This is a genomic window from Bradyrhizobium sp. HKCCYLS2038 (assembly GCF_051167655.1).
GTDB lineage: Bacteria > Pseudomonadota > Alphaproteobacteria > Rhizobiales > Xanthobacteraceae > Bradyrhizobium.
This window is the reverse complement of record NZ_JBNPTM010000007.1, coordinates 313,576-330,556: the sequence shown is the minus strand read 5'-3', so window position 1 is coordinate 330,556 and position 16,981 is coordinate 313,576. Positions and strand designations below refer to the sequence as shown.

Here is a 16,981-nt window from a genome sequence, read left to right as displayed (position 1 = left end):
AATATCTCCAAACAGCCAGGGGAAAAGGTGGTGATCCCAAGCGTGCGCCCCATCGCAGGCGCTCGGGATGAAGTCGTCAACGATCGGGAACGAACACGGTCCCCAGCGCCGCCGGGGCGGTCGAGCCGCCGGTGCGCGCGCGGGACAGCAGCACCAGCACGATCACGGTGGCGAGATAGGGCAGCGCCGACATCAATTGTGAGGGAATGCCGACACCAGCGCCCTGCGCATGCAGCTGCAGGATCGTCACCGCGCCGAACAGGTAGGCGCCGATCACGAGCCGGCCGGGCCGCCATGATGCAAACACCACGAGCGCCAGCGCGATCCAGCCGCGTCCGGCGGTCATGCCGGGGATGAAGAACGGCGTGTAGGCGAGTGGCAGATAAGCGCCGGCGAGCCCGGCGCAGGCGCCGCCGAACAGCACGGCCAGCAACCGGATGCGCAGGACGGGATAGCCGAGCGCGTGCGCGGACACGTGGTTGTCGCCGCAGGCGCGCAGCACGAGGCCTGCGCGGGTGCGGTAGAGGAACCACCAGACGGCGACGATCAAAGCGAGCGACAGATAGACGAAGGCGTCCTCGCCGAACAGGATACGGCCGACCAGCGGCATGTCGCTGAGACCGGGAATAGAGAGTTTCGGCGCGGTGGTGATGCGTTCGCCGACGAAGCGCGCGCCGATCAGCCCGGACAGGCCGATGCCGAGAATGGTCAGCGCCAGCCCTGTCGCGACCTGGTTCACCGCCAGGCCGAGCGTCATGAACGCGAAGATCAGCGACATCAGCATGCCGGCGACGATGCCGCACAGCGCGCCGACGATGATCGAGCCGGACAGCCACGCACCGCCGAAGCCGCAGGCGGCGCCGACGATCATCATGCCCTCGACGCCGAGGTTGAGGACGCCCGCGCGCTCGGTGACGAGCTCACCGGTTGCGGCCAGCAAGAGCGGCGTCGATGCGGCCAGCACCGACAGGATGATTGCTTCAACCAGCACCACTTTGCACCTGTCGCGACGCGAAGACGAGCTTGAAACGATAGAGGATGAGGGAGTCGCAGGCGAGCACGTAGAACAGCAGGATGCCCTGGAAGACCTTGGTGACGTCGAGCGGGATCTTCATCGTGATCTGGGCCTGCTCGCCGCCGATGAACGTTAGCGCAAGGAACAAACCTGCAATTAGTATTCCAATCGGATTGAGCCGGCCGAGAAAGGCGACGATGATTGCGGTGAAGCCGTAGCCCGGTGAGATCCCCGGTTGCAGATGCCCGATCGGTCCTGCCACCTCAATGATGCCGGCCAGGCCCGCCAGCGCGCCCGAGACGGCGAAGGTCAGCAGCACGAGCTGGTTGGCGTTGAAGCCGCCGAACCGCGCCGCGCGGGGCGCGACGCCGACGACGCGGATCTCAAAACCCTTGATGGTGCGGTCGAGCAGCACGAAGGCGGCGGCAACGACCACGAGCGCAATGATGCTGCCGAGATGCAGCCGGCCGCCCTCGATCAGCACCGGCACGGTGGCGACGGGATCGAACTCCGCCGTGGTCGGAAAGTTGAAGCCCGCCGGGTCGCGCCAGGGGCCGCGGACGAGGTAGTCGAGCAGCAGATCGGCGACATAGACCAGCATCAAGCTGGTGAGGATCTCGCTGGCGCCGAACTTCACACGGCACAGCGCAGGGATCAGCGCATAGAGCGCACCGGCGACGGCGCCGGCGATCAGCATGGCCGGCAGCACCCAATGACCCGCCTCGGTGCCCTGCGTCTTAACCGCGATCCAGCTGCCCGCGACGGCGCCGATCAGGAACTGGCCCTCGGCGCCGATATTCCAGGCGTTGGCGAGATAGCACAGCGACAGACCGATCGCGATCATCACCAGCGGGGTGGCCTTCACCGCGATCTCCTGCAGCGAATAACCGTCGGTCAGCGGCGCGACGAAGTAGACGCCGAGTGCGGTGAGCGGGTTCTTGCCCAGCACCGCGAACAGCACGCTCATGGTGATGAGCGTCAGCCCGATCGCGATCAGCGGCGAGACGAGGGCAATGCTGCGCGATCGCTCGGCGCGTTTCTCAAGCACCAGCTGCATGCGCGGCCTCCTTCTGCTCCAGACTGGCGCCGCCCATCAGCAGGCCGAGCTTTTCGCGCGTCGCCTCGGCGCGGGGAAGGGCCTCGGAGAGATGACCATGGAACATCACCGCGATCCGGTCGGCGATCTCGATCAGTTCGTCAAGATCCTGGCTGGTGACGAGCACTGCCGCACCGGAGCTGGCGAGATCGATCAGAGCCTGGCGGATGATTGCGGCGGCGCCGGCGTCCACGCCCCAGGTCGGCTGGTTCACGATCAGGACGGCCGGCGCGCGCAGGATCTCGCGGCCGACGACGAACTTCTGCAGATTGCCCCCGGACAGGCTCGCGGCCTCGGGATCGCGCTTGGCCTTGCGGACGTCGAACGTCTCGGTGGTGCGATCGACGGTTCGCAAGGTCGCGGCGGCGTTGACGAAGCCGTGCCGGACCATCTCGCCCGCCGCGTGTCCCGTCAGCAGCGCGTTCTCGGACAGTTTCATGCGCGGCGCGGTGCCATGCCCGAGCCGTTCCTCCGGCACGAAGGCCGCGCCCATCTTGCGCCGCTGGGTGATCGAGAGGTTGCCGCAGGCGAGCCCGTCGATGATGATCGTGCTGGGCTCCTTGACGAGGCGCTCGCCGGAGAGCGCGGCGAACAGCTCGTCCTGCCCGTTGCCGGCGACGCCGGCGATGCCAAGGATCTCGCCGCCCTTGAGCTCGAACGAGACGTTCTGAAGCCGCACGCCGTGCAGCTCGCTGGGCACCAATGTGAGATCGTTGACGACGAGGCGCGGCACCGTGGTGTGCCGCTCGGCCGGCGGCTTTACTTCCTTGATCTCGGTGCCCACCATCATGCGCGCCAGCGAGGCCGCGGTTTCGCGCTTCGGATTGCAGGTCGCGACCTTCTTGCCGCCGCGCAGAATCGTTGCGGTGTCGCAGAGGCGCTTCACCTCGTCGAGCTTGTGGCTGATGTAGAGGATGGCGCGGCCCTCGGCCTTGAGCCGCTCCAGCACGACGAACAGCTGGTCGGCCTCCTGCGGCGTCAGCACGGCGGTGGGCTCGTCCAGGATGAGGAATTTCGGGTTCTGCATCAGCGCGCGCACGATCTCGATGCGCTGCCGCTCGCCAACCGACAATTGCCAGACCTCGCGCTTTGGATCGAGCGGCAGACCGTAGTCGCGTGCGACGTCCGCGAGCCGCGCCGAGACAGCCTTGAACGGCTCCTTGCCGTCGAGGCCGAGCGCCACGTTTTCGGCGACCGTCAGGTTGTCGAACAGGGAGAAATGCTGGAACACCATCCCGATGCCCAGTGCACGCGCCTCGGCCGGACCGGACAGCTTGATCGGTTTGCCCTGCCAGCGCAGCTCGCCGGCGCTCGGCTGCACCAGGCCGTAGATGGTCTTGACCAGGGTCGACTTGCCGGCGCCGTTCTCACCGAGCAGTGCGTGGATCTCGCGCGGAAAGATGTCGATGTCGATCCTGTCATTGGCCAGGAAGTCGCCATAGCGCTTGGTCAGTCCGACCGTCTGCAGGAGCGGCGGCGTCGGATGGGAATTGGCCGGCGTAGGGTCAAGCATAGGCTGCGTCGCGGGCAGGAGATGGAACTGCCTCAATTGTGAGCTAAATTGCGGCGGCGCGTAAGAGGCGAAAAGCGCCAACCTGTGCCCAACACTTGCTCAAGCGCTGATCGAGCAGACACCGCGCGCTGCAGCGCTTTCTGGCGCAGCGGCCCTACCGTTGCGAGTGGCCGGTTTGAATAATCGGAAATGGCGTGTGGCACATTTGTGACAGTGTGTGGAAATCGCTTGGCTGAAGCAGTCTGCCCGTTGGATGAGCAACGTCATCCTATGCCTGGTCCGACGCAGCGCTCGCGGTCGCGCGTGATCGCGCTGGCGTGCGGAAGGCCAAACGCGAACTTCCGAAAAACCTCAGCAAAGTGAAGAGCCAAGGCGCACCGTTTGCGGGACGTCGGTCGCGGCCAATCGTCTCAGGCCGTGGAACCGTTCAGGGCGCGTGCGCTCCGCAATGCGGCTGAAGCTTGATGAAACTGCGGGCAAGGCCTGGAGAAAGTTGAGGCTTCTCGCGCCGAAGCAACGGCGCAACTGTGCAGGCAAGTCCGGAATCGGCGCTTGTCAATTGGGGGTGTTCTACATGTCGTTCTCTAAGTCCATCGCGGCGGCCATTGCGCTCGGCGCAGCGGTCTTCGCATCCGCGGCGCCGGCCTCGGCCGCCGATCTGCCGGCGAAGGCTGCGAAGAAGGCTCCGGCCGACGTGCCGTTCTTCCTCGTCGTCGACAACCGGGTGAGCTACTCGTACATCTTCAACGCCGTTCAGCCCGGCGCCTGGAGCCGGAACGCCAACGGCACGTTCAACGCGAACACCGCCAAGCAGGTCTACTCGTTCACCCATTTCGACGTCTGGGGCTACGGCACCAACTTCTTCACCATTTCGCTGTTCAAGTCTGACCACAACGATCCGGCCGGGCCGTGCACGCAGACCGGCGGCATCGTGTCACCGAACGCGGGCTTCGCCTTCACGCCCGCAAGCTGCGCCGGCGCCACCGAGATCTACGGTCTGTTCCGCTCGACCTTCGGCTGGAACCAGATCTTCAACACCAAGGCCTTTACGATGGGGCCGCTGCAGAACATCTCGTTCGAGGTGGGCATGGATGCCAACACCGAGAATCGCTATTTCGGCGCCGCCAAGCGCGACGTCGTCGCTGGTCTGCAGTTCGCGTTCAACCTGCCGTACAAGGGCTACTTCAACGTTGCGCCCTTGATGTACTGGGAGTTCGCCAACCACAATTCGTTCTCGCAGTGTGGCGCCGGCTGGTCGAACCCGTGCATCGCCGATGGCAATACGTCGTTCAAGCCCACCTGGGCGGTCGAGACCAACTACTACATGGACCTCGGCTTCATGCCCGAGAACATGCAGTTCTTCTCGATCTCGGGCCGCGCCGGCTGGTACGGCAAGAAGGGCACTGACACCGAGCCGCTCCCGGCCAGCGTCGCGAACGGCGTCTACCCGACCAAGATCGAGTTCAACTCGGAGCCGATCCGTCTGACCTTCGACGCCTCGAAGGCGATGTGGGGCGAGAAGCAGAGCCACATGATCGATGTCTGGGTGGCGTATCGCTACTGGCAGAACAAGTTCGGTCTCGACCACAACAACGCAGTGGGCTGCTCTGTCCCAGGTGCGGGTACGACGCGCATCTCGACCGGCGCGTGCACCGAGTCGTCGCTGTATTCCGGCGTGACCGTGAAGTTCTGAGTTCAATCGAATGGCTCAAGGCGCCGCGGCCCTGTCGCGGCGCCTTTGTTATTTGTTCCAGACCCCCGCATGCAGCGCGGCGGCTTCGTCCTCCAGTAGGGGGCCGACGACCTCGGTTGACCGCTGGCCGCTCGCGAACACGTCTCGGCAGGGCAGGTCGAGTGTCGGGTTCTCCGGATGATTGCCCGTCAAGTCGCGCAGCCGCCGCTCGCCGAGGCCGTAGACCACGCGTCCGATGCCCGCCCAATAGATGGCGCCCGCGCACATGGCGCACGGTTCTGCCGACGAATACAGCGTGGCTGTCGCTCGGACCTCTGGCGTTATCGACGTGCAGGCCTGGGTCGCAGTCAGCCGCTCCGCATGAGCCGTGGCATCGTGTGTCGGCATGTAGCCGTTCTCGGCCTCGATCAGAATGCGGCCGTCGGCGGCTACCAGCACCGCTCCGAACGGGTGATTGCCACGAGCCATCGCGCGGCGCGCGACAGCGAAGCTGTGACGCAGGAAATCCACGTCGCGCTCGCGTGGATCGGCGAGCCTCTCTCCGTCTCTCGACTCGTCCGGTCTCGTCATCAGCTCTGCCCCGTTGCGGATCGGGTGATCCTGCGCCTGCATGATCAAGTCCGCAAGCGCATGGCGGAACCCGATGGCTGCAGATTGCGTTTCCCGGCGCACGATCAGCATGACACCAGGGCAGGCGAGATGGCGGCGAACTCGGATTCCAAGATTGCCGTCTATGCCGCGCTTGTCGGCAATCTGCTCGTGGCCTCCACCAAGATTGCGGCTGCCGTCTGGACTGGCAGCTCGGCGATGATGAGCGAGGCCATCCACTCGGTCGTCGACACCTCCAACGAACTGCTGCTGCTGTACGGCATCCATCGCGCAGGCCGGCCGCCCGACCGCGAGCATCCGCTGGGCCACGGACGCGAGCTCTACTTCTGGAGCTTCATCGTTGCGCTGCTGCTGTTTGCGCTCGGCGCCGGCGTCTCGCTGTATGAAGGCGTGGCGCATCTGGTGCAGCCGCAGCCGATCGAGGATCCGACGGTGAACTACATCGTGCTCGGCCTCTCCTTTATTTTCGAGGCGGGGTCTTGGTGGGTGGCGGTGCGGCGCTTTCGTGCGGCCGCTCCAGGCCTGTCGTATCTCGAAGCTTTCAGGCGCAGCAAGGATCCGCCGGCCTTCATGGTCGTCTTCGAGGACAGCGCGGCGCTGATCGGCATCGTGATTGCCGCTGCCGCCACGGCGGCGGCGGTCGCGTTCGAGCAGCCGGCCTGGGATGGCATTGGCTCGATCCTGATCGGATTGCTTCTGGCGGCCACCTCGATGGCGCTCGCGCGGGAGAGCAAGAGCCTCCTGATCGGCGAGCCTGCGGACCCCGAACTGGCGCGTTCGGTCCTCGACATCGCGCGTGCCAGGAAAGGCGTCGAATCGGCAAACGGCCTGCTCACCGTGCAATTATCTCCGCAGCAGGTCGTGGTGGCGCTCAGCATCGAGTTTGCCGATGATCTGCGTGCCGACGACATCGAGCGCGCCGTTGTTGCGATCGAAGCCGAGTTGCGCGCTCGGCATCCGACCATTGCGGCGTTGTTCGTCAAGCCGCAGACCAGCCTCCGCTATCGACAGGTCCGCGAGCGCCAGCTCCAGGATCGCTCGGCGCCCGCATAGCGGCCTGTTGCCGCTCCGCCTCAGCGATAGACGACGTCGCTTCGCGCAGAGGACAGCCGCACCAGCATGCCGATCTGGTAGATCGCCGAGATCGCGACCAGCACGTAGACGATCCGGGCGATGGGGGAGGATGTCGCCGTTTCGGCCGCGCCGTTGCCGAAGATGGCGGTCACGAGGTCGAAATCGAACAGGCCGACGAGGCCCCAGTTCAATCCACCTACGATGACGAGAATAAGTGTGATGATGTTGAGTGCGCGCATGAAGTTGCTCCTTGACCGCGGCGTGTGATGCGAGGTCAAAGCGGCACTTTGCGGCTCGTTCCTATCCCTTCGCGGTCGCGACAAAGGGCGCGCTCGCGAGCACGATGATAAGCAGCGCGGCGAGCATCCAGAATGCAGCGGAAAGGCTGGTGGCGGCGGCGACGAAGCCGATACCGGCCGGGCCGAGCAGCACGCCCGAGTAGCCGGCAGTGGTGACGGCGGCGACGGCAAGCCCGACGGGCATCGCGGTCTGCGCGCCGGCTCTTCGGAACAGCACCGGGACCAGGTTGGAGGCGCCGAGTCCGATCAGGGCAAAGCCTGCCATGGCGGCGACAAGGGAGGGAACCGCAAGCAGGACGATGAAGCCCGCCATCGTGATGGCGCTGCCCCACAGCAAGGTCGCGCGATCGCCGATCCGCGCCACGACGGCGTCGCCGAGCAGCCGTCCGGTCGTCATCGCGATCGAGAACATGATGTAGCCAAGTCCTGCCTGGGCCGCAGGGAGACGGCCTGAGCCGGTCAGCAGCAATGCGCCCCAGTCGAGCATCGCTCCCTCGACCAGGAACATGATGGCGGCGAGTGCGGCGAGCAACATCACTGCGCCGTGCGGCAGCACGAGCAGGGGTCCGGACTGCGCCGGCTTGCCGGCCAGCAGCCGCGGCGCCGTGACGATCATGGCGACCAAGGCGAGCGCGCTGCAGGCGAGCGTTCCCGGCAGCGGCGCAACGTCGAAGGCGAGCAGCGCGGTCATGGCGCCGGACCCGGCAAAGCCGCCGATGCTGAACTGGGCGTGGAAGCCGGACATCAGCGTCCGCTCGCTCAATCGTTCGACCTCGATCGCCTGGATGTTCACGGCGACGTCGAGCGAGCCGAGCGCCGCGCCAAAGACGAACAGCGCGATTGCGAGCGTGGCGGGCGTGGCGGCGATCGTCAGCGGAGGCAGCAGGAGACTGAGAGCAATACCGCTGACGATGACGACCGGCTTGCTGCCATAGCGGGCGCTCAGAAGTCCGGCCGCCAGCATCGATGCGACCGAGCCGACGCCGAGCGAGAGCAGCAACAGCCCCAGCGTTGCGTCGTCCACGCCGAGCCGCTGCTTGGCGAACGGCACCAGAGGCGCCCAGCAGGCGAGGCCGAAGCCGGCCACGAAAAAGGCCAGGCGGGTCGCGAGCCGCGCCGCGCGAAGGTCGGAGAATGCCATGGATGATCCGGACGCAGAGAGGTCACGCCCGATGGGCCTGCCTAGAGAGAGGGAGGAGGCGCGGGGCAGCTTTGCAACGCGGCAACCAGCTTGAACGGCGGACGGCGATCAAAGCCCATGCCGCGCTTGTCGGCTTGACCTATCATGCCTATACGGCTGACGTCACCCGAAGCGACGTCTGACGGTGTCGCAGCCCGGCCGCAGAGGAACGATGAACCCGGCAGACAAGTCTAAGACGGCCTCTTCCAAGGCGGCCTTTGTTGCCGTCGACTGGGGAACCTCCAGCTTCCGCGCCTGGCTGATGGCCGGCGACGGGACGGAGCTTGCCGAGAGCCGCGGCAGCGAGGGCATGCTGCATTGTGCAACGTCCGGATTCGCGCCGGTGCTGCGTGCGCATCTGGCGAAGCTCGGCGCGCCGGAGGACACTCCTGTGCTGATCTGCGGCATGGCCGGGGCGCGGCAGGGCTGGGTCGAGGCGCCCTATCTGCACACGCCGACCCGGCTCGACGCCTTGCACGCAGGCGCCATCCGCGTCGACACCGACGGCGATGTCCGAATTCTGCCCGGGCTCGCCCAGGCGCGGCCGGAGCAGCCGGACGTGATGCGCGGCGAGGAGACGCAGCTTCTCGGCGTTACCGAGCCGGACTTCACCGGCGTCGTCTGCATTCCCGGCACGCACAGCAAATGGATCCGGATCGACAACGGTGCCGTGGCCGAGTTCGCGACCTACATGACCGGCGAGCTGTTCGCGGTCGTCTCCGAGCACAGCATCCTGAAGCACGCCGTCGAGCCGGCGGCTGCAGAGGATAACACTGCCTTCGCTTCGGGGCTGGCCACGGCGTTGTCGTCGCCGACGAGCTTGACCAGCGCGCTGTTCCGGCTTCGTGCGGCGCAACTGCTGGGCTACGAGCAGCGGTCCGGAGGGGCGGCAAGATTGTCGGGACTTCTGATCGGCAGCGAGATCGCCGATGCGCGCGCGCGGTTCGGCGTGAATGTTCCGCTCAGATTGATCGCAGCGGGCCGGCTCGGTGGCTTGTATCGTGAGGCTCTGGCTGCAAGCGGGTTCAATGCAAGTGAATGCGATGCCGAGCAGGCGTCGCGCCGCGGTCTGATCAAGGCCGCCCGGCAGATCTGGGGAGCGCGTTTTTGACATGACACAGTCCGTGGCCTGGCCCTCCGTCAAGCGGTCGCTCGTCGCGATCCTGCGCGGCATCAAGCCCGACGAGGCCGAGGGGATCGTCGAGGTCCTGATCGAAGCCGGCTTCGAGATGATCGAGGTCCCGCTGAACTCTCCGGATCCGTTCCTGTCCATCGAGCGCCTCGCCAGGCGCTTCGGCAAGGACTGCCTGATCGGTGCTGGAACGGTGGTCAACGCGCCCGATTGCGTGCGCGTCGCGGAGGCCGGCGGGCGGCTGATGGTCAGCCCGAACGTCGATGCCGAGGTGCTGGCGACGGCGCAGGCCTACGACATGGTGACGATGCCCGGCGTGCTGTCGCCGACCGAAGCGTTCCTCGCCTTGCGCTGCGGCGCCTCGGCGCTGAAATATTTTCCAGCCTCCGTGCTCGGACCGTCGGGCATCGCTGCGCAACTGGCCGTGCTGCCGAAGGGCGTTGTGGTCGGGGCCGTCGGTGGCGTATCCGACGCAAATCTCGGCAGCTATGTCGCCGCTGGTGTGCGCGCCTTCGGTCTCGGCTCGAGCCTGTACAAGCCGGGCATGACCGCGAACGACGTGCGCAAGACCGCGTCGGCCTCGGTGCTTGCCTATGATGCGGCGATCGCCCCTGCGGGTTGACGGCAGCATCGCGAACGCCTCGATCGCGGCCACGATGTCCGGCGTTGATAACGGCCCGCACATCTGCGGGCCGTTTGATTGTCGATCGATCTCAGCCGCGCCTCATCAGCTCGCGGCGGCGTTGATCTCCGGCGAGCTGCTCTGGTCTGCAGGCTGCGTGAAGGCCTGCAGCGCCTCCGCCATCTGCGCGCGGCCGCCGGTGCCGGTGATGACGACGTCGACCATCGTGAACGACGAGTGGAAATGGCCGCGCGCCTTGAGCTGTCCGACCGGCACCCCTGCAGCCGCAAGCGCTTCCGCATAAGCGACACCCTCGTCGCGCAGCGGATCGAATTCGCAGGTGACGATGTAGGCCGGCGGCAGGTCCTGCAGCTTGCCGCGCAGCGGCGACACGCGGGGATCTGTCCGATCGGCCGGCGAGCAGTAGATGTCCCAGAACCAGAACATCAGGCCGCGGGTCAGGAAGTAGCCGGCGGCGTTCTCGGTGTAGGACGGGCGGTCGAAGCTGCAATCGGTGACCGGACACACCAAGAGCTGGCCGCCGATCGCCGGTCCGCCGCGGTCGCGCGCCAGCTGGCAGGTGACGGCGGCGATGTTGCCGCCGGCGCTCCAGCCGGCGACCAGCACCGGTCCCTCGCGGCCGCCGAGTTCGGCGGCGTGCTCGGCGACCCACTTGGCCGCCGCGTAGCCGTCCTCAGCCGCAGCCGGGAAGCGATGCTCCGGCGCGTGGCGGTAGTTCACGCTGACGAAGATCATGTTGGAACGGCGGCATAGGTCGCGGCAGAACGGATCGTCCGACTGCTCGTCGCCGAGCACCCAGCCGCCGCCATGGAAGTAGACCACGATCGGATGCGGGCCGGGCGTCGCCGGCCTGTAGAGGCGATAGGCCAGGGGACCCTCGGCGCCCTGCAGCGTGCCGTCCTTGACCTCGCCCACCGGGCGGCCCGGCGGCCGGGCCTTGTTGAACTCGGCGACGAAGTCGCGTGCGCCCTGCGCGCCCATCGATTCGATCGGCGGCAGGTTCATCCCGGCGAGCATGTTGAGAACCAGACGGACATCCGGCTGCAGCTTGACGATCTCGCCGTCGTTGCACTGGGACAGTCCGTTCGGACCGGTCAGCTTGAAGCCGAGCATGCCGCGGCTGACGATCTCGTTGCAGATGCCGCGATAGGGACCGACGCCGCCGGTATAGGGCATCAGCGCCTGCGGCTTGCCCGGCACGTTGGCGCCCGTGTACCAGGTATTGGCGAGCCGATGCAGCGTCACCGTGGCGCAGTCCGCCATGTGGCGCGACCAGCCGGCTTGCGCGGTCTCCGTGGGCTCGATCGTGGTGAAGCCGGCCTCTCGCAGCGCCGCCAGCCGATCGACCACGAAGTCGACATGCTGCTCGATCGACACCGCCATGTTCGACAGCACCGACGGGCTGCCCGGACCGGTGATCAGGAACAGATTCGGGAAGCCCGCGACGGTGAGACCGAGATAGGTCTCCGGGCCATCAGCCCAGCTGTCATCGAGCGACTTGCCGCCGCGTCCCTTGATCGGATGCACGGCGCGGATCGCGCCGGTCATGGCGTCGAAGCCGGTGGCGAACACGATGACGTCGACGTCGAAGCTGCGCCTGTCGGTCTTGATGCTGTTGGCGGTGATGGACGCAATCGGCTCCTTGCGCAGGTTGACGAGGGTGACGTTCGGGCGGTTGAACGTCGCGTAGTAGTTCGTATCCAGGCACGGCCGCTTGGCGCCGAACGGATGATCATGAGGCGTGAGCGCCTCGGCCGTCTCGGGATCCTTGACGACGTCGCGAATCTTCGCGCGCAAGAGGTCGGCGGCCAGCGCGTTGCCATCGGCATCGACGCCCTGGTCGGCCCACAGCTGGGTCAGCATGCCGACGAGGTCGCCCGCGGCCCACAGCTTCTCGAAGCGCTCGCGGCGCTCGGCCTCGCTCATCGCCCAGCTGAATTCGGTGGCCGGCGGGATCGGCACCCCGGTCATCGACCAGCGCGCCTGCTCGCGCAGGCCGTTGCGATCCTCTGCCAGCTGCGCGGCGCGATCGGCCGGCAGCGGGCCGTTATGCGCCGGCAGAGCAAAGTTCGGCGTGCGCTGGAACACCGTCAACTGCGCGGCCTGCTCGGCGATGATCGGGATCGACTGGATGCCGGACGAGCCGGTGCCGATCACGGCGACGCGCTTGCCGTGGAGATCGACGCCGTCATGCGGCCAGCGGCTGGTGAAGTAGATCTCGCCCTTGAAGTTGTGCACGCCGTCGATTTCCGGCGGCTTCGGCTGCGACAGGCAGCCGGTCGCCATGATGTAGTGACGGCAGGAGACGGCAGGGCCGTTATCGGTGGTGAGTAGCCAGCGCTCTCCAGCTTCATCCCAGGACGCGCCGAGCACGCGGGTACCGAACCGGATGTCGCGGCGCAGATCGTAACGATCGGCGACGAAGCCGAGATAGCGCAGGATCTCCGGCTGGGTGGCGTATTTCTCCGACCACTGCCAGGCGGTCTCGAGTTCCGGATCGAAGGTGTAGCTGTAGTCGACGGTCTGGATGTCGCAGCGCGCGCCGGGGTAGCGGTTCCAGTACCAGGTGCCGCCGACATCGTGGGCGTTGTCGAGCGCCACGGCCGAAAAGCCCGCCTTGCGCAGCCGATGCAGCAGGTACAATCCCGCGAATCCCGCGCCGACCACGGCGACGTCCACCGTCTGGGTTTCGCCGTGAGTCGCTTCCTGCGCGCGTGCCTCGACCAATCCGTCTGACATGCCGACCTCCCGATGATTTTGTGATTGGAAGAAAGGCTAGCGCTGCTCGCATGGTTTGTCAGCTGACAATACAGCGATCTGCGGTTGTTCGCCGCAACATCTGCTGATGGTCCGTTATGCCAGGCGCTGATTTTGCATTGCGTCCGAAAACGTTGCTACGGAGTGGACAAGACCCTGAGAAAGCGACAGAAAGCGCTTCTGCTGCGTCGCATTCACCAAGTTTCAACGCATCGCGACTGTAACAATCTCTACACTCCTCCACATCCACGACTGAATCAGGCCAGGCCCATGCCGCTCTCGCTGCCCAAGCAAAAGATCCGCGTTCTGCTCCTGGAGGGCGTGAACGACTCGGCCGTCCGCATGTTCGAGGCCAGCGGCTATACCGAGGTCGAACGGCTGCCCAAGGCGCTCGGCTCGGCCGAGCTGAAGCGGATGCTGTCCGGCGTGCACATGCTCGGCATCCGCTCGCGCACCAATCTGACCGCGGACGTGCTGCAGGCCGCCGACCGGCTGATGGCGGTGGGCTGCTTCTCGGTCGGCACCAACCAGGTCGATCTCGATGCCGCCAAGCGGCTCGGTATCCCCGTCTTCAACGCGCCCTATTCGAACACGCGCAGCGTCGCCGAGCTGACCATCGCCGAGGTCGTGATGCTGATGCGGCGGATCTTTCCGCGCTCGGTGTCCGCGCATGCCGGCGGCTGGGACAAGTCCGCGAATGGCAGCCGCGAGGTGCGCGGCAAGACGCTCGGCATCATCGGCTACGGCAATATCGGCTCGCAGCTGTCGAACCTCGCCGAGGCAATGGGCATGCGGGTGATCTTCTTCGATCTGACCGACAAGCTCCGCCACGGCAACACCGAGCCGGCCGAGAGTCTCGACGAACTGTTGGCGACGAGCGACGTGGTCTCGTTGCACGTGCCGGAGACGCCGGCGACCGCCAACATGATCGGCGAGCGCCAGATCCGGCACATGAAGGACGGCGCCTATCTGATCAACAATTCGCGCGGCACAGTGGTCGACATCGAGGCGCTGGCGAGCGCGCTGCGCGACGGCAAGCTGTCGGGCGCGGCCGTCGACGTGTTCCCGGTCGAGCCGGCCTCGAACGCCGACCCGTTCGTGTCGCCGCTGCAGGGCCTGCCCAACGTGATCCTGACGCCGCATGTCGGCGGCTCCACCGAGGAGGCGCAGGACCGCATCGGCGGCGAGGTCGCGCGCAAGCTGATCGACTATTCCGACGTCGGCTCGACCTTCGGCGCGGTGAACTTCCCGCAGGTGCAGCTGCCGGCGCGCCCGACCGGCACCCGCTTCATCCACGTCCATCGCAACGTTCCCGGCGTGCTGCGCCAAGTCAACGAGGCAGTGTCGCGGCACAACATCAACATCCTCGCGCAGTACCTGCAGACCGATCCCGAGGTCGGCTACGTCGTGCTCGAGACCGACGTGGTCGGCGGCGAGGGCGAGGAGCTGCTGGCGGAGCTGCGCGCGGTCGAGGGCACGATCCGCGTGCGCGTGCTGTACGATCACGATCGGCCGTGATGGGATGAAGGGGGCGCGATGACTGGCCAGGCTCCATCGTCGCCAGCCTCGCCGGTCGTGCTGAGCACGACCGTGCCGGCGCGTGTGCTGCGTCACGATCCGCAATACGCCATGTCGACGCTGTTCTTTGCCGATGGCGAGTTGCGCGTCCCGATGGTCGATGCCGCCGTTGATGCCGGCGTGTCAGTGACGATCGAAGCGCGCGACGTCTCGATCGCGCTGTCGCGGCCGATGGACGTGTCGATCACCAACCGGCTGCCCGGCCGGATCGAGGAGATCCTGCCGCTCGAGCCGCCTTATGTGCGTGTGACCTTCGATCTTGGTTCGACGAAGCTGCACGCGCTGGTCACGCTCGAGTCGGTCGAGCGCTTGGCGCTCGAGCCGGAATTGTCAGCCTGGGCGATGATCAAGAGCGTCGCGATCGGGCCTGGCGCGGTTCGGCCTTCGGAGCTGCCTCGGCCGCGCCGCTGGCCCGCTTCTGATAGCGGGGATCCGTAGCCTTCTGCAGTTCGCCGAGCGCCGCCGCTGTGGCGGTGCGCGTGCGCCGTTGCATCGATTGATACAGCGCGACCAGCCGTTCGCCGAATGGCGTGATCTCGGCGCCGCCGCCGCGGCGGCCCGGATGGGTCTCGAACACCGGCGTTTCGAAGGTGCGGTTGAGCGCGTCGACCATCAGCCAGCATTTGCGGTAGGAGATGCCGCTTGCCCGCGCGGCGCCCAGGATCGAGCGCTCCTTGCGGATATAGTCGATCAGCAGCAGATCCTCCGGCGACAGGCTGCCGCCATTGCCGAATGTGATGGTCAATTCGATCTGAGCTTCGCGCTTCATCCCATTCCGATCCGCTCGCGGGGAGCGCCGATCATCTCATGGGCGCTCCGCGATGTCACCCTGCGGCCTGACCACGCCTCGATCCAGCCTGGACTGCGCGCGACATCGACCGGGACGCACTCGGCGAACGGGCCTGCAAAGCGCGTCCAGGCCTCCATCATGGCGGGTGAGACCGCGGTGATGATCGGCAGCCCGGCCGAGATCGCCGCGCCGAAAGCATCGGCAAGACCGCCGCCGGCCGCCTCCTGCTTGCCGAACTTGCTGAGGATGACGATGTCGGTGCCGCCAATGATCGACTGCTGCACGGCGGCGCAGGCGAGCGCGAGGCCTTCCGGATCGAGGTTGCAGGCGGGCGATCCCGGACCGAGATCCTGCGAGATCGAGAACATGCTGTTGTCGTCGAGGCTGCGCAGCATCATCGCCTTGCACGGCCTGGCCTTGTCCGCGCTGCCCTCGATGACGCCGGACACGCGCAATCCTGCGGCGGCAAGGCGCGCGGCGAAATCGCCGAGCAGATCCTGAATCGCCGTCGATGCAGCGCCCTGCAGCGCCACGATCCGACTCGTTTCGATATCAGCTGAAGTCATGGCAGTCCTCCTCACGCATTGGCGGAGACGCGGCCCGCCTTCCGACCGGTTTGCATGATCTGGTGAACGGCCGATACCACGCTGGCTGCGATCGATTGCCCACGCTCGTCCATGCCGGTCCAGGCGGCGGCACGGCCGCGCGGATCGATCTCGAGCAGCTTGACGTTGGCCGGCACGCGCAAGCCGTCGCGTGCGATGCCGCGCAGCGCGCCGTCGAGCGGCGCCAGCACCGGCGTGCCGCCAAGCGAGCCGAGCTGCAGGCCCTTGTAGACGCGCGTGCCGATGTCGAGCGGCGTGTGCCAGATGGCCTCCTGGTCCGAATAGACGAAGCGCTCGCGGCCGGCGCCGCCGAGATCGCGCGCCTTGCCGTCGGCCTTGCGCGTCGTGCCCTGCGCGACAATCGCGCCGGTCTCGCGAGGATGGGTCTCGATCGCGATGTCGCAATTGTGCCCGACCGCGAAGCACGGGCCGATGCCGACGGCGATGCCGGCAACGCCGCGCAGATCCGGCGTAGCGAGATGCTTCTGCATGCGGGCATCGACGATGACCGAGGGATAGCGGTATGCGATGATATCGGTGAGATGCATTCCGGTCACGGCGACCTGGTCGGGCTCGCGGTGAATGCGGACAACGTCCGTGATGCTCTCGGCACGCGCGCCGATCACACCGTCGAGCTCGCGCGCCTCGCCGTACAGGACGTCGTGAAACGCCATGCCGCGCCGGATCACCGGCGGGAACGTGTCATGACAGAGCACGATCGCAAACCGGGCGTGGCTGAGCTTCGCCCCGATCGCGGAGGCGATCTCGTTGGTGCCGAGGACCAGCGCGAGCGGCTTGGGCGCATTCGGATGCCAGGTGACGGCGGCGGCTTTCATGCTGATGACCTCGCGTTGCGAGATCGGATTAGCAAGCGCCGGGCCAGCAGGCCGCAGCCGAGGCAAGCCATTCATGACCTTCGCGAATCTTCAAAAGATCGAGCAGGCGCGATGCATAAGCTGTATTGTTTAGGATATAACACAGGGTGCTGTATTGTCGC

General features: G+C 66.5%; 16 protein-coding genes. 6 read left to right on the top strand and 10 right to left on the bottom strand.

Features of this window, described 5'->3' with window-relative positions:
- Positions 1-76 precede the first annotated feature (76 nt).
- Genes ACQR1I_RS29120 through ACQR1I_RS29110 form a run of 3 tightly spaced genes read right to left on the bottom strand, consistent with a single transcriptional unit; the run spans position 77 to position 3,624 of the window.
- The gene (locus tag ACQR1I_RS29120) at positions 77-994 is read right to left on the bottom strand and encodes an ABC transporter permease (protein ID WP_434868751.1); all 918 of its coding nucleotides are present in this window, start codon (positions 992-994) and stop codon (positions 77-79) included.
- On the bottom strand, positions 981-2,072 hold the full coding sequence (locus ACQR1I_RS29115) for an ABC transporter permease (protein ID WP_434868750.1): 1,092 nt from the start codon (positions 2,070-2,072) through the stop codon (positions 981-983). The genes ACQR1I_RS29120 and ACQR1I_RS29115 overlap by 14 nt, the downstream gene beginning before the upstream one ends.
- Positions 2,056-3,624, bottom strand: a complete 1,569-nt coding sequence (locus ACQR1I_RS29110; RefSeq protein ID WP_434868749.1) for an ABC transporter ATP-binding protein — start codon at positions 3,622-3,624, stop codon at positions 2,056-2,058. The genes ACQR1I_RS29115 and ACQR1I_RS29110 overlap by 17 nt, the downstream gene beginning before the upstream one ends.
- A 574-nt stretch (positions 3,625-4,198) precedes the next feature.
- On the opposite strand from ACQR1I_RS29110, the gene ACQR1I_RS29105 reads away from it, so the two are divergent.
- Entirely contained in the window at positions 4,199-5,317 is a 1,119-nt protein-coding gene (locus ACQR1I_RS29105) for a hypothetical protein (protein ID WP_434868748.1), read from the top strand.
- Positions 5,318-5,365: 48 nt separating this feature from the next.
- Here the strand turns inward: ACQR1I_RS29105 and ACQR1I_RS29100 are convergent, their stop codons facing one another.
- Entirely contained in the window at positions 5,366-5,887 is a 522-nt protein-coding gene (locus tag ACQR1I_RS29100) for a nucleoside deaminase (RefSeq protein WP_434868805.1), read from the bottom strand.
- A gap of 129 nt (positions 5,888-6,016) precedes the next feature.
- Between ACQR1I_RS29100 and ACQR1I_RS29095 the strand changes: the two genes are divergently transcribed.
- Positions 6,017-6,979: a cation diffusion facilitator family transporter gene (locus tag ACQR1I_RS29095; RefSeq protein WP_434868747.1), complete on the top strand. Its 963-nt coding sequence runs from the start codon at positions 6,017-6,019 to the stop codon at positions 6,977-6,979.
- Positions 6,980-6,999: 20 nt separating this feature from the next.
- Here ACQR1I_RS29095 and ACQR1I_RS29090 read toward each other — a convergent pair whose 3' ends face one another.
- Positions 7,000-7,239, bottom strand: coding sequence for a DUF378 domain-containing protein (locus ACQR1I_RS29090; RefSeq protein ID WP_434868746.1), 240 nt, complete (start codon positions 7,237-7,239; stop codon positions 7,000-7,002).
- A gap of 61 nt (positions 7,240-7,300) precedes the next feature.
- A complete protein-coding gene (locus ACQR1I_RS29085; protein ID WP_434868745.1) occupies positions 7,301-8,440 on the bottom strand; it encodes an MFS transporter in 1,140 nt (379 codons plus the stop codon).
- A gap of 211 nt (positions 8,441-8,651) precedes the next feature.
- Here ACQR1I_RS29085 and ACQR1I_RS29080 point away from each other — a divergent pair, with 211 nt between their 5' ends.
- Together ACQR1I_RS29080 and ACQR1I_RS29075 are read left to right on the top strand one after the other, a co-directional pair.
- Entirely contained in the window at positions 8,652-9,590 is a 939-nt protein-coding gene (locus ACQR1I_RS29080; RefSeq protein WP_434868744.1) for a 2-dehydro-3-deoxygalactonokinase, read from the top strand.
- Position 9,591: 1 nt separating this feature from the next.
- Positions 9,592-10,233 (top strand): 2-dehydro-3-deoxy-6-phosphogalactonate aldolase, encoded by a 642-nt coding sequence (locus ACQR1I_RS29075; protein WP_434868743.1) that lies wholly within the window; start codon positions 9,592-9,594, stop codon positions 10,231-10,233.
- Positions 10,234-10,338: 105 nt separating this feature from the next.
- Here the strand turns inward: ACQR1I_RS29075 and ACQR1I_RS29070 are convergent, their stop codons facing one another.
- On the bottom strand, positions 10,339-12,993 hold the full coding sequence (locus tag ACQR1I_RS29070) for an alpha/beta hydrolase fold domain-containing protein (protein ID WP_434868742.1): 2,655 nt from the start codon (positions 12,991-12,993) through the stop codon (positions 10,339-10,341).
- A 288-nt stretch (positions 12,994-13,281) separates the two neighbouring features.
- Here ACQR1I_RS29070 and serA point away from each other — a divergent pair, with 288 nt between their 5' ends.
- Both serA and ACQR1I_RS29060 read left to right on the top strand, forming a co-directional pair.
- Entirely contained in the window at positions 13,282-14,529 is a 1,248-nt protein-coding gene (gene serA, locus ACQR1I_RS29065) for a phosphoglycerate dehydrogenase (RefSeq protein WP_434868741.1), read from the top strand.
- An 18-nt stretch (positions 14,530-14,547) separates the two neighbouring features.
- The gene (locus ACQR1I_RS29060; protein ID WP_434868740.1) at positions 14,548-15,027 is read left to right on the top strand and encodes a TOBE domain-containing protein; all 480 of its coding nucleotides are present in this window, start codon (positions 14,548-14,550) and stop codon (positions 15,025-15,027) included.
- Here ACQR1I_RS29060 and ACQR1I_RS29055 read toward each other — a convergent pair.
- Genes ACQR1I_RS29055 through ACQR1I_RS29045 form a run of 3 tightly spaced genes read right to left on the bottom strand, consistent with a single transcriptional unit; the run spans position 14,936 to position 16,820 of the window.
- Positions 14,936-15,358: a winged helix-turn-helix domain-containing protein gene (locus ACQR1I_RS29055; RefSeq protein ID WP_434868739.1), complete on the bottom strand. Its 423-nt coding sequence runs from the start codon at positions 15,356-15,358 to the stop codon at positions 14,936-14,938. The genes ACQR1I_RS29060 and ACQR1I_RS29055 overlap by 92 nt on opposite strands.
- Positions 15,355-15,945 (bottom strand): DUF2478 domain-containing protein, encoded by a 591-nt coding sequence (locus ACQR1I_RS29050; protein ID WP_434868738.1) that lies wholly within the window; start codon positions 15,943-15,945, stop codon positions 15,355-15,357. The genes ACQR1I_RS29055 and ACQR1I_RS29050 overlap by 4 nt, the downstream gene beginning before the upstream one ends.
- An 11-nt stretch (positions 15,946-15,956) precedes the next feature.
- The gene (locus tag ACQR1I_RS29045) at positions 15,957-16,820 is read right to left on the bottom strand and encodes a xanthine dehydrogenase (RefSeq protein WP_434868737.1); all 864 of its coding nucleotides are present in this window, start codon (positions 16,818-16,820) and stop codon (positions 15,957-15,959) included.
- Positions 16,821-16,981 lie beyond the last annotated feature (161 nt).

What these genes read in the sequence shown, in the direction of transcription:
- ACQR1I_RS29115 (WP_434868750.1), bottom strand. Translation starts at nt 2,072, where the DNA reads ATGCAGCTGGTGCTTGAGAAACGCGCCGAGCGATCGCGCAGCATTGCC.
- ACQR1I_RS29110 (WP_434868749.1), bottom strand. Translation starts at nt 3,624, where the DNA reads ATGCTTGACCCTACGCCGGCCAATTCCCATCCGACGCCGCCGCTCCTG.
- ACQR1I_RS29050 (WP_434868738.1), bottom strand. Translation starts at nt 15,945, where the DNA reads ATGACTTCAGCTGATATCGAAACGAGTCGGATCGTGGCGCTGCAGGGC.
- ACQR1I_RS29090 (WP_434868746.1), bottom strand. Translation starts at nt 7,239, where the DNA reads ATGCGCGCACTCAACATCATCACACTTATTCTCGTCATCGTAGGTGGA.
- ACQR1I_RS29045 (WP_434868737.1), bottom strand. Translation starts at nt 16,820, where the DNA reads ATGAAAGCCGCCGCCGTCACCTGGCATCCGAATGCGCCCAAGCCGCTC.
- ACQR1I_RS29080 (WP_434868744.1), top strand. Translation starts at nt 8,652, where the DNA reads ATGAACCCGGCAGACAAGTCTAAGACGGCCTCTTCCAAGGCGGCCTTT.
- ACQR1I_RS29085 (WP_434868745.1), bottom strand. Translation starts at nt 8,440, where the DNA reads ATGGCATTCTCCGACCTTCGCGCGGCGCGGCTCGCGACCCGCCTGGCC.
- ACQR1I_RS29095 (WP_434868747.1), top strand. Translation starts at nt 6,017, where the DNA reads ATGGCGGCGAACTCGGATTCCAAGATTGCCGTCTATGCCGCGCTTGTC.
- ACQR1I_RS29100 (WP_434868805.1), bottom strand. Translation starts at nt 5,887, where the DNA reads ATGACGAGACCGGACGAGTCGAGAGACGGAGAGAGGCTCGCCGATCCA.
- ACQR1I_RS29105 (WP_434868748.1), top strand. Translation starts at nt 4,199, where the DNA reads ATGTCGTTCTCTAAGTCCATCGCGGCGGCCATTGCGCTCGGCGCAGCG.
- ACQR1I_RS29055 (WP_434868739.1), bottom strand. Translation starts at nt 15,358, where the DNA reads ATGAAGCGCGAAGCTCAGATCGAATTGACCATCACATTCGGCAATGGC.
- ACQR1I_RS29070 (WP_434868742.1), bottom strand. Translation starts at nt 12,993, where the DNA reads ATGTCAGACGGATTGGTCGAGGCACGCGCGCAGGAAGCGACTCACGGC.
- ACQR1I_RS29075 (WP_434868743.1), top strand. Translation starts at nt 9,592, where the DNA reads ATGACACAGTCCGTGGCCTGGCCCTCCGTCAAGCGGTCGCTCGTCGCG.
- ACQR1I_RS29060 (WP_434868740.1), top strand. Translation starts at nt 14,548, where the DNA reads ATGACTGGCCAGGCTCCATCGTCGCCAGCCTCGCCGGTCGTGCTGAGC.
- serA (WP_434868741.1), top strand. Translation starts at nt 13,282, where the DNA reads ATGCCGCTCTCGCTGCCCAAGCAAAAGATCCGCGTTCTGCTCCTGGAG.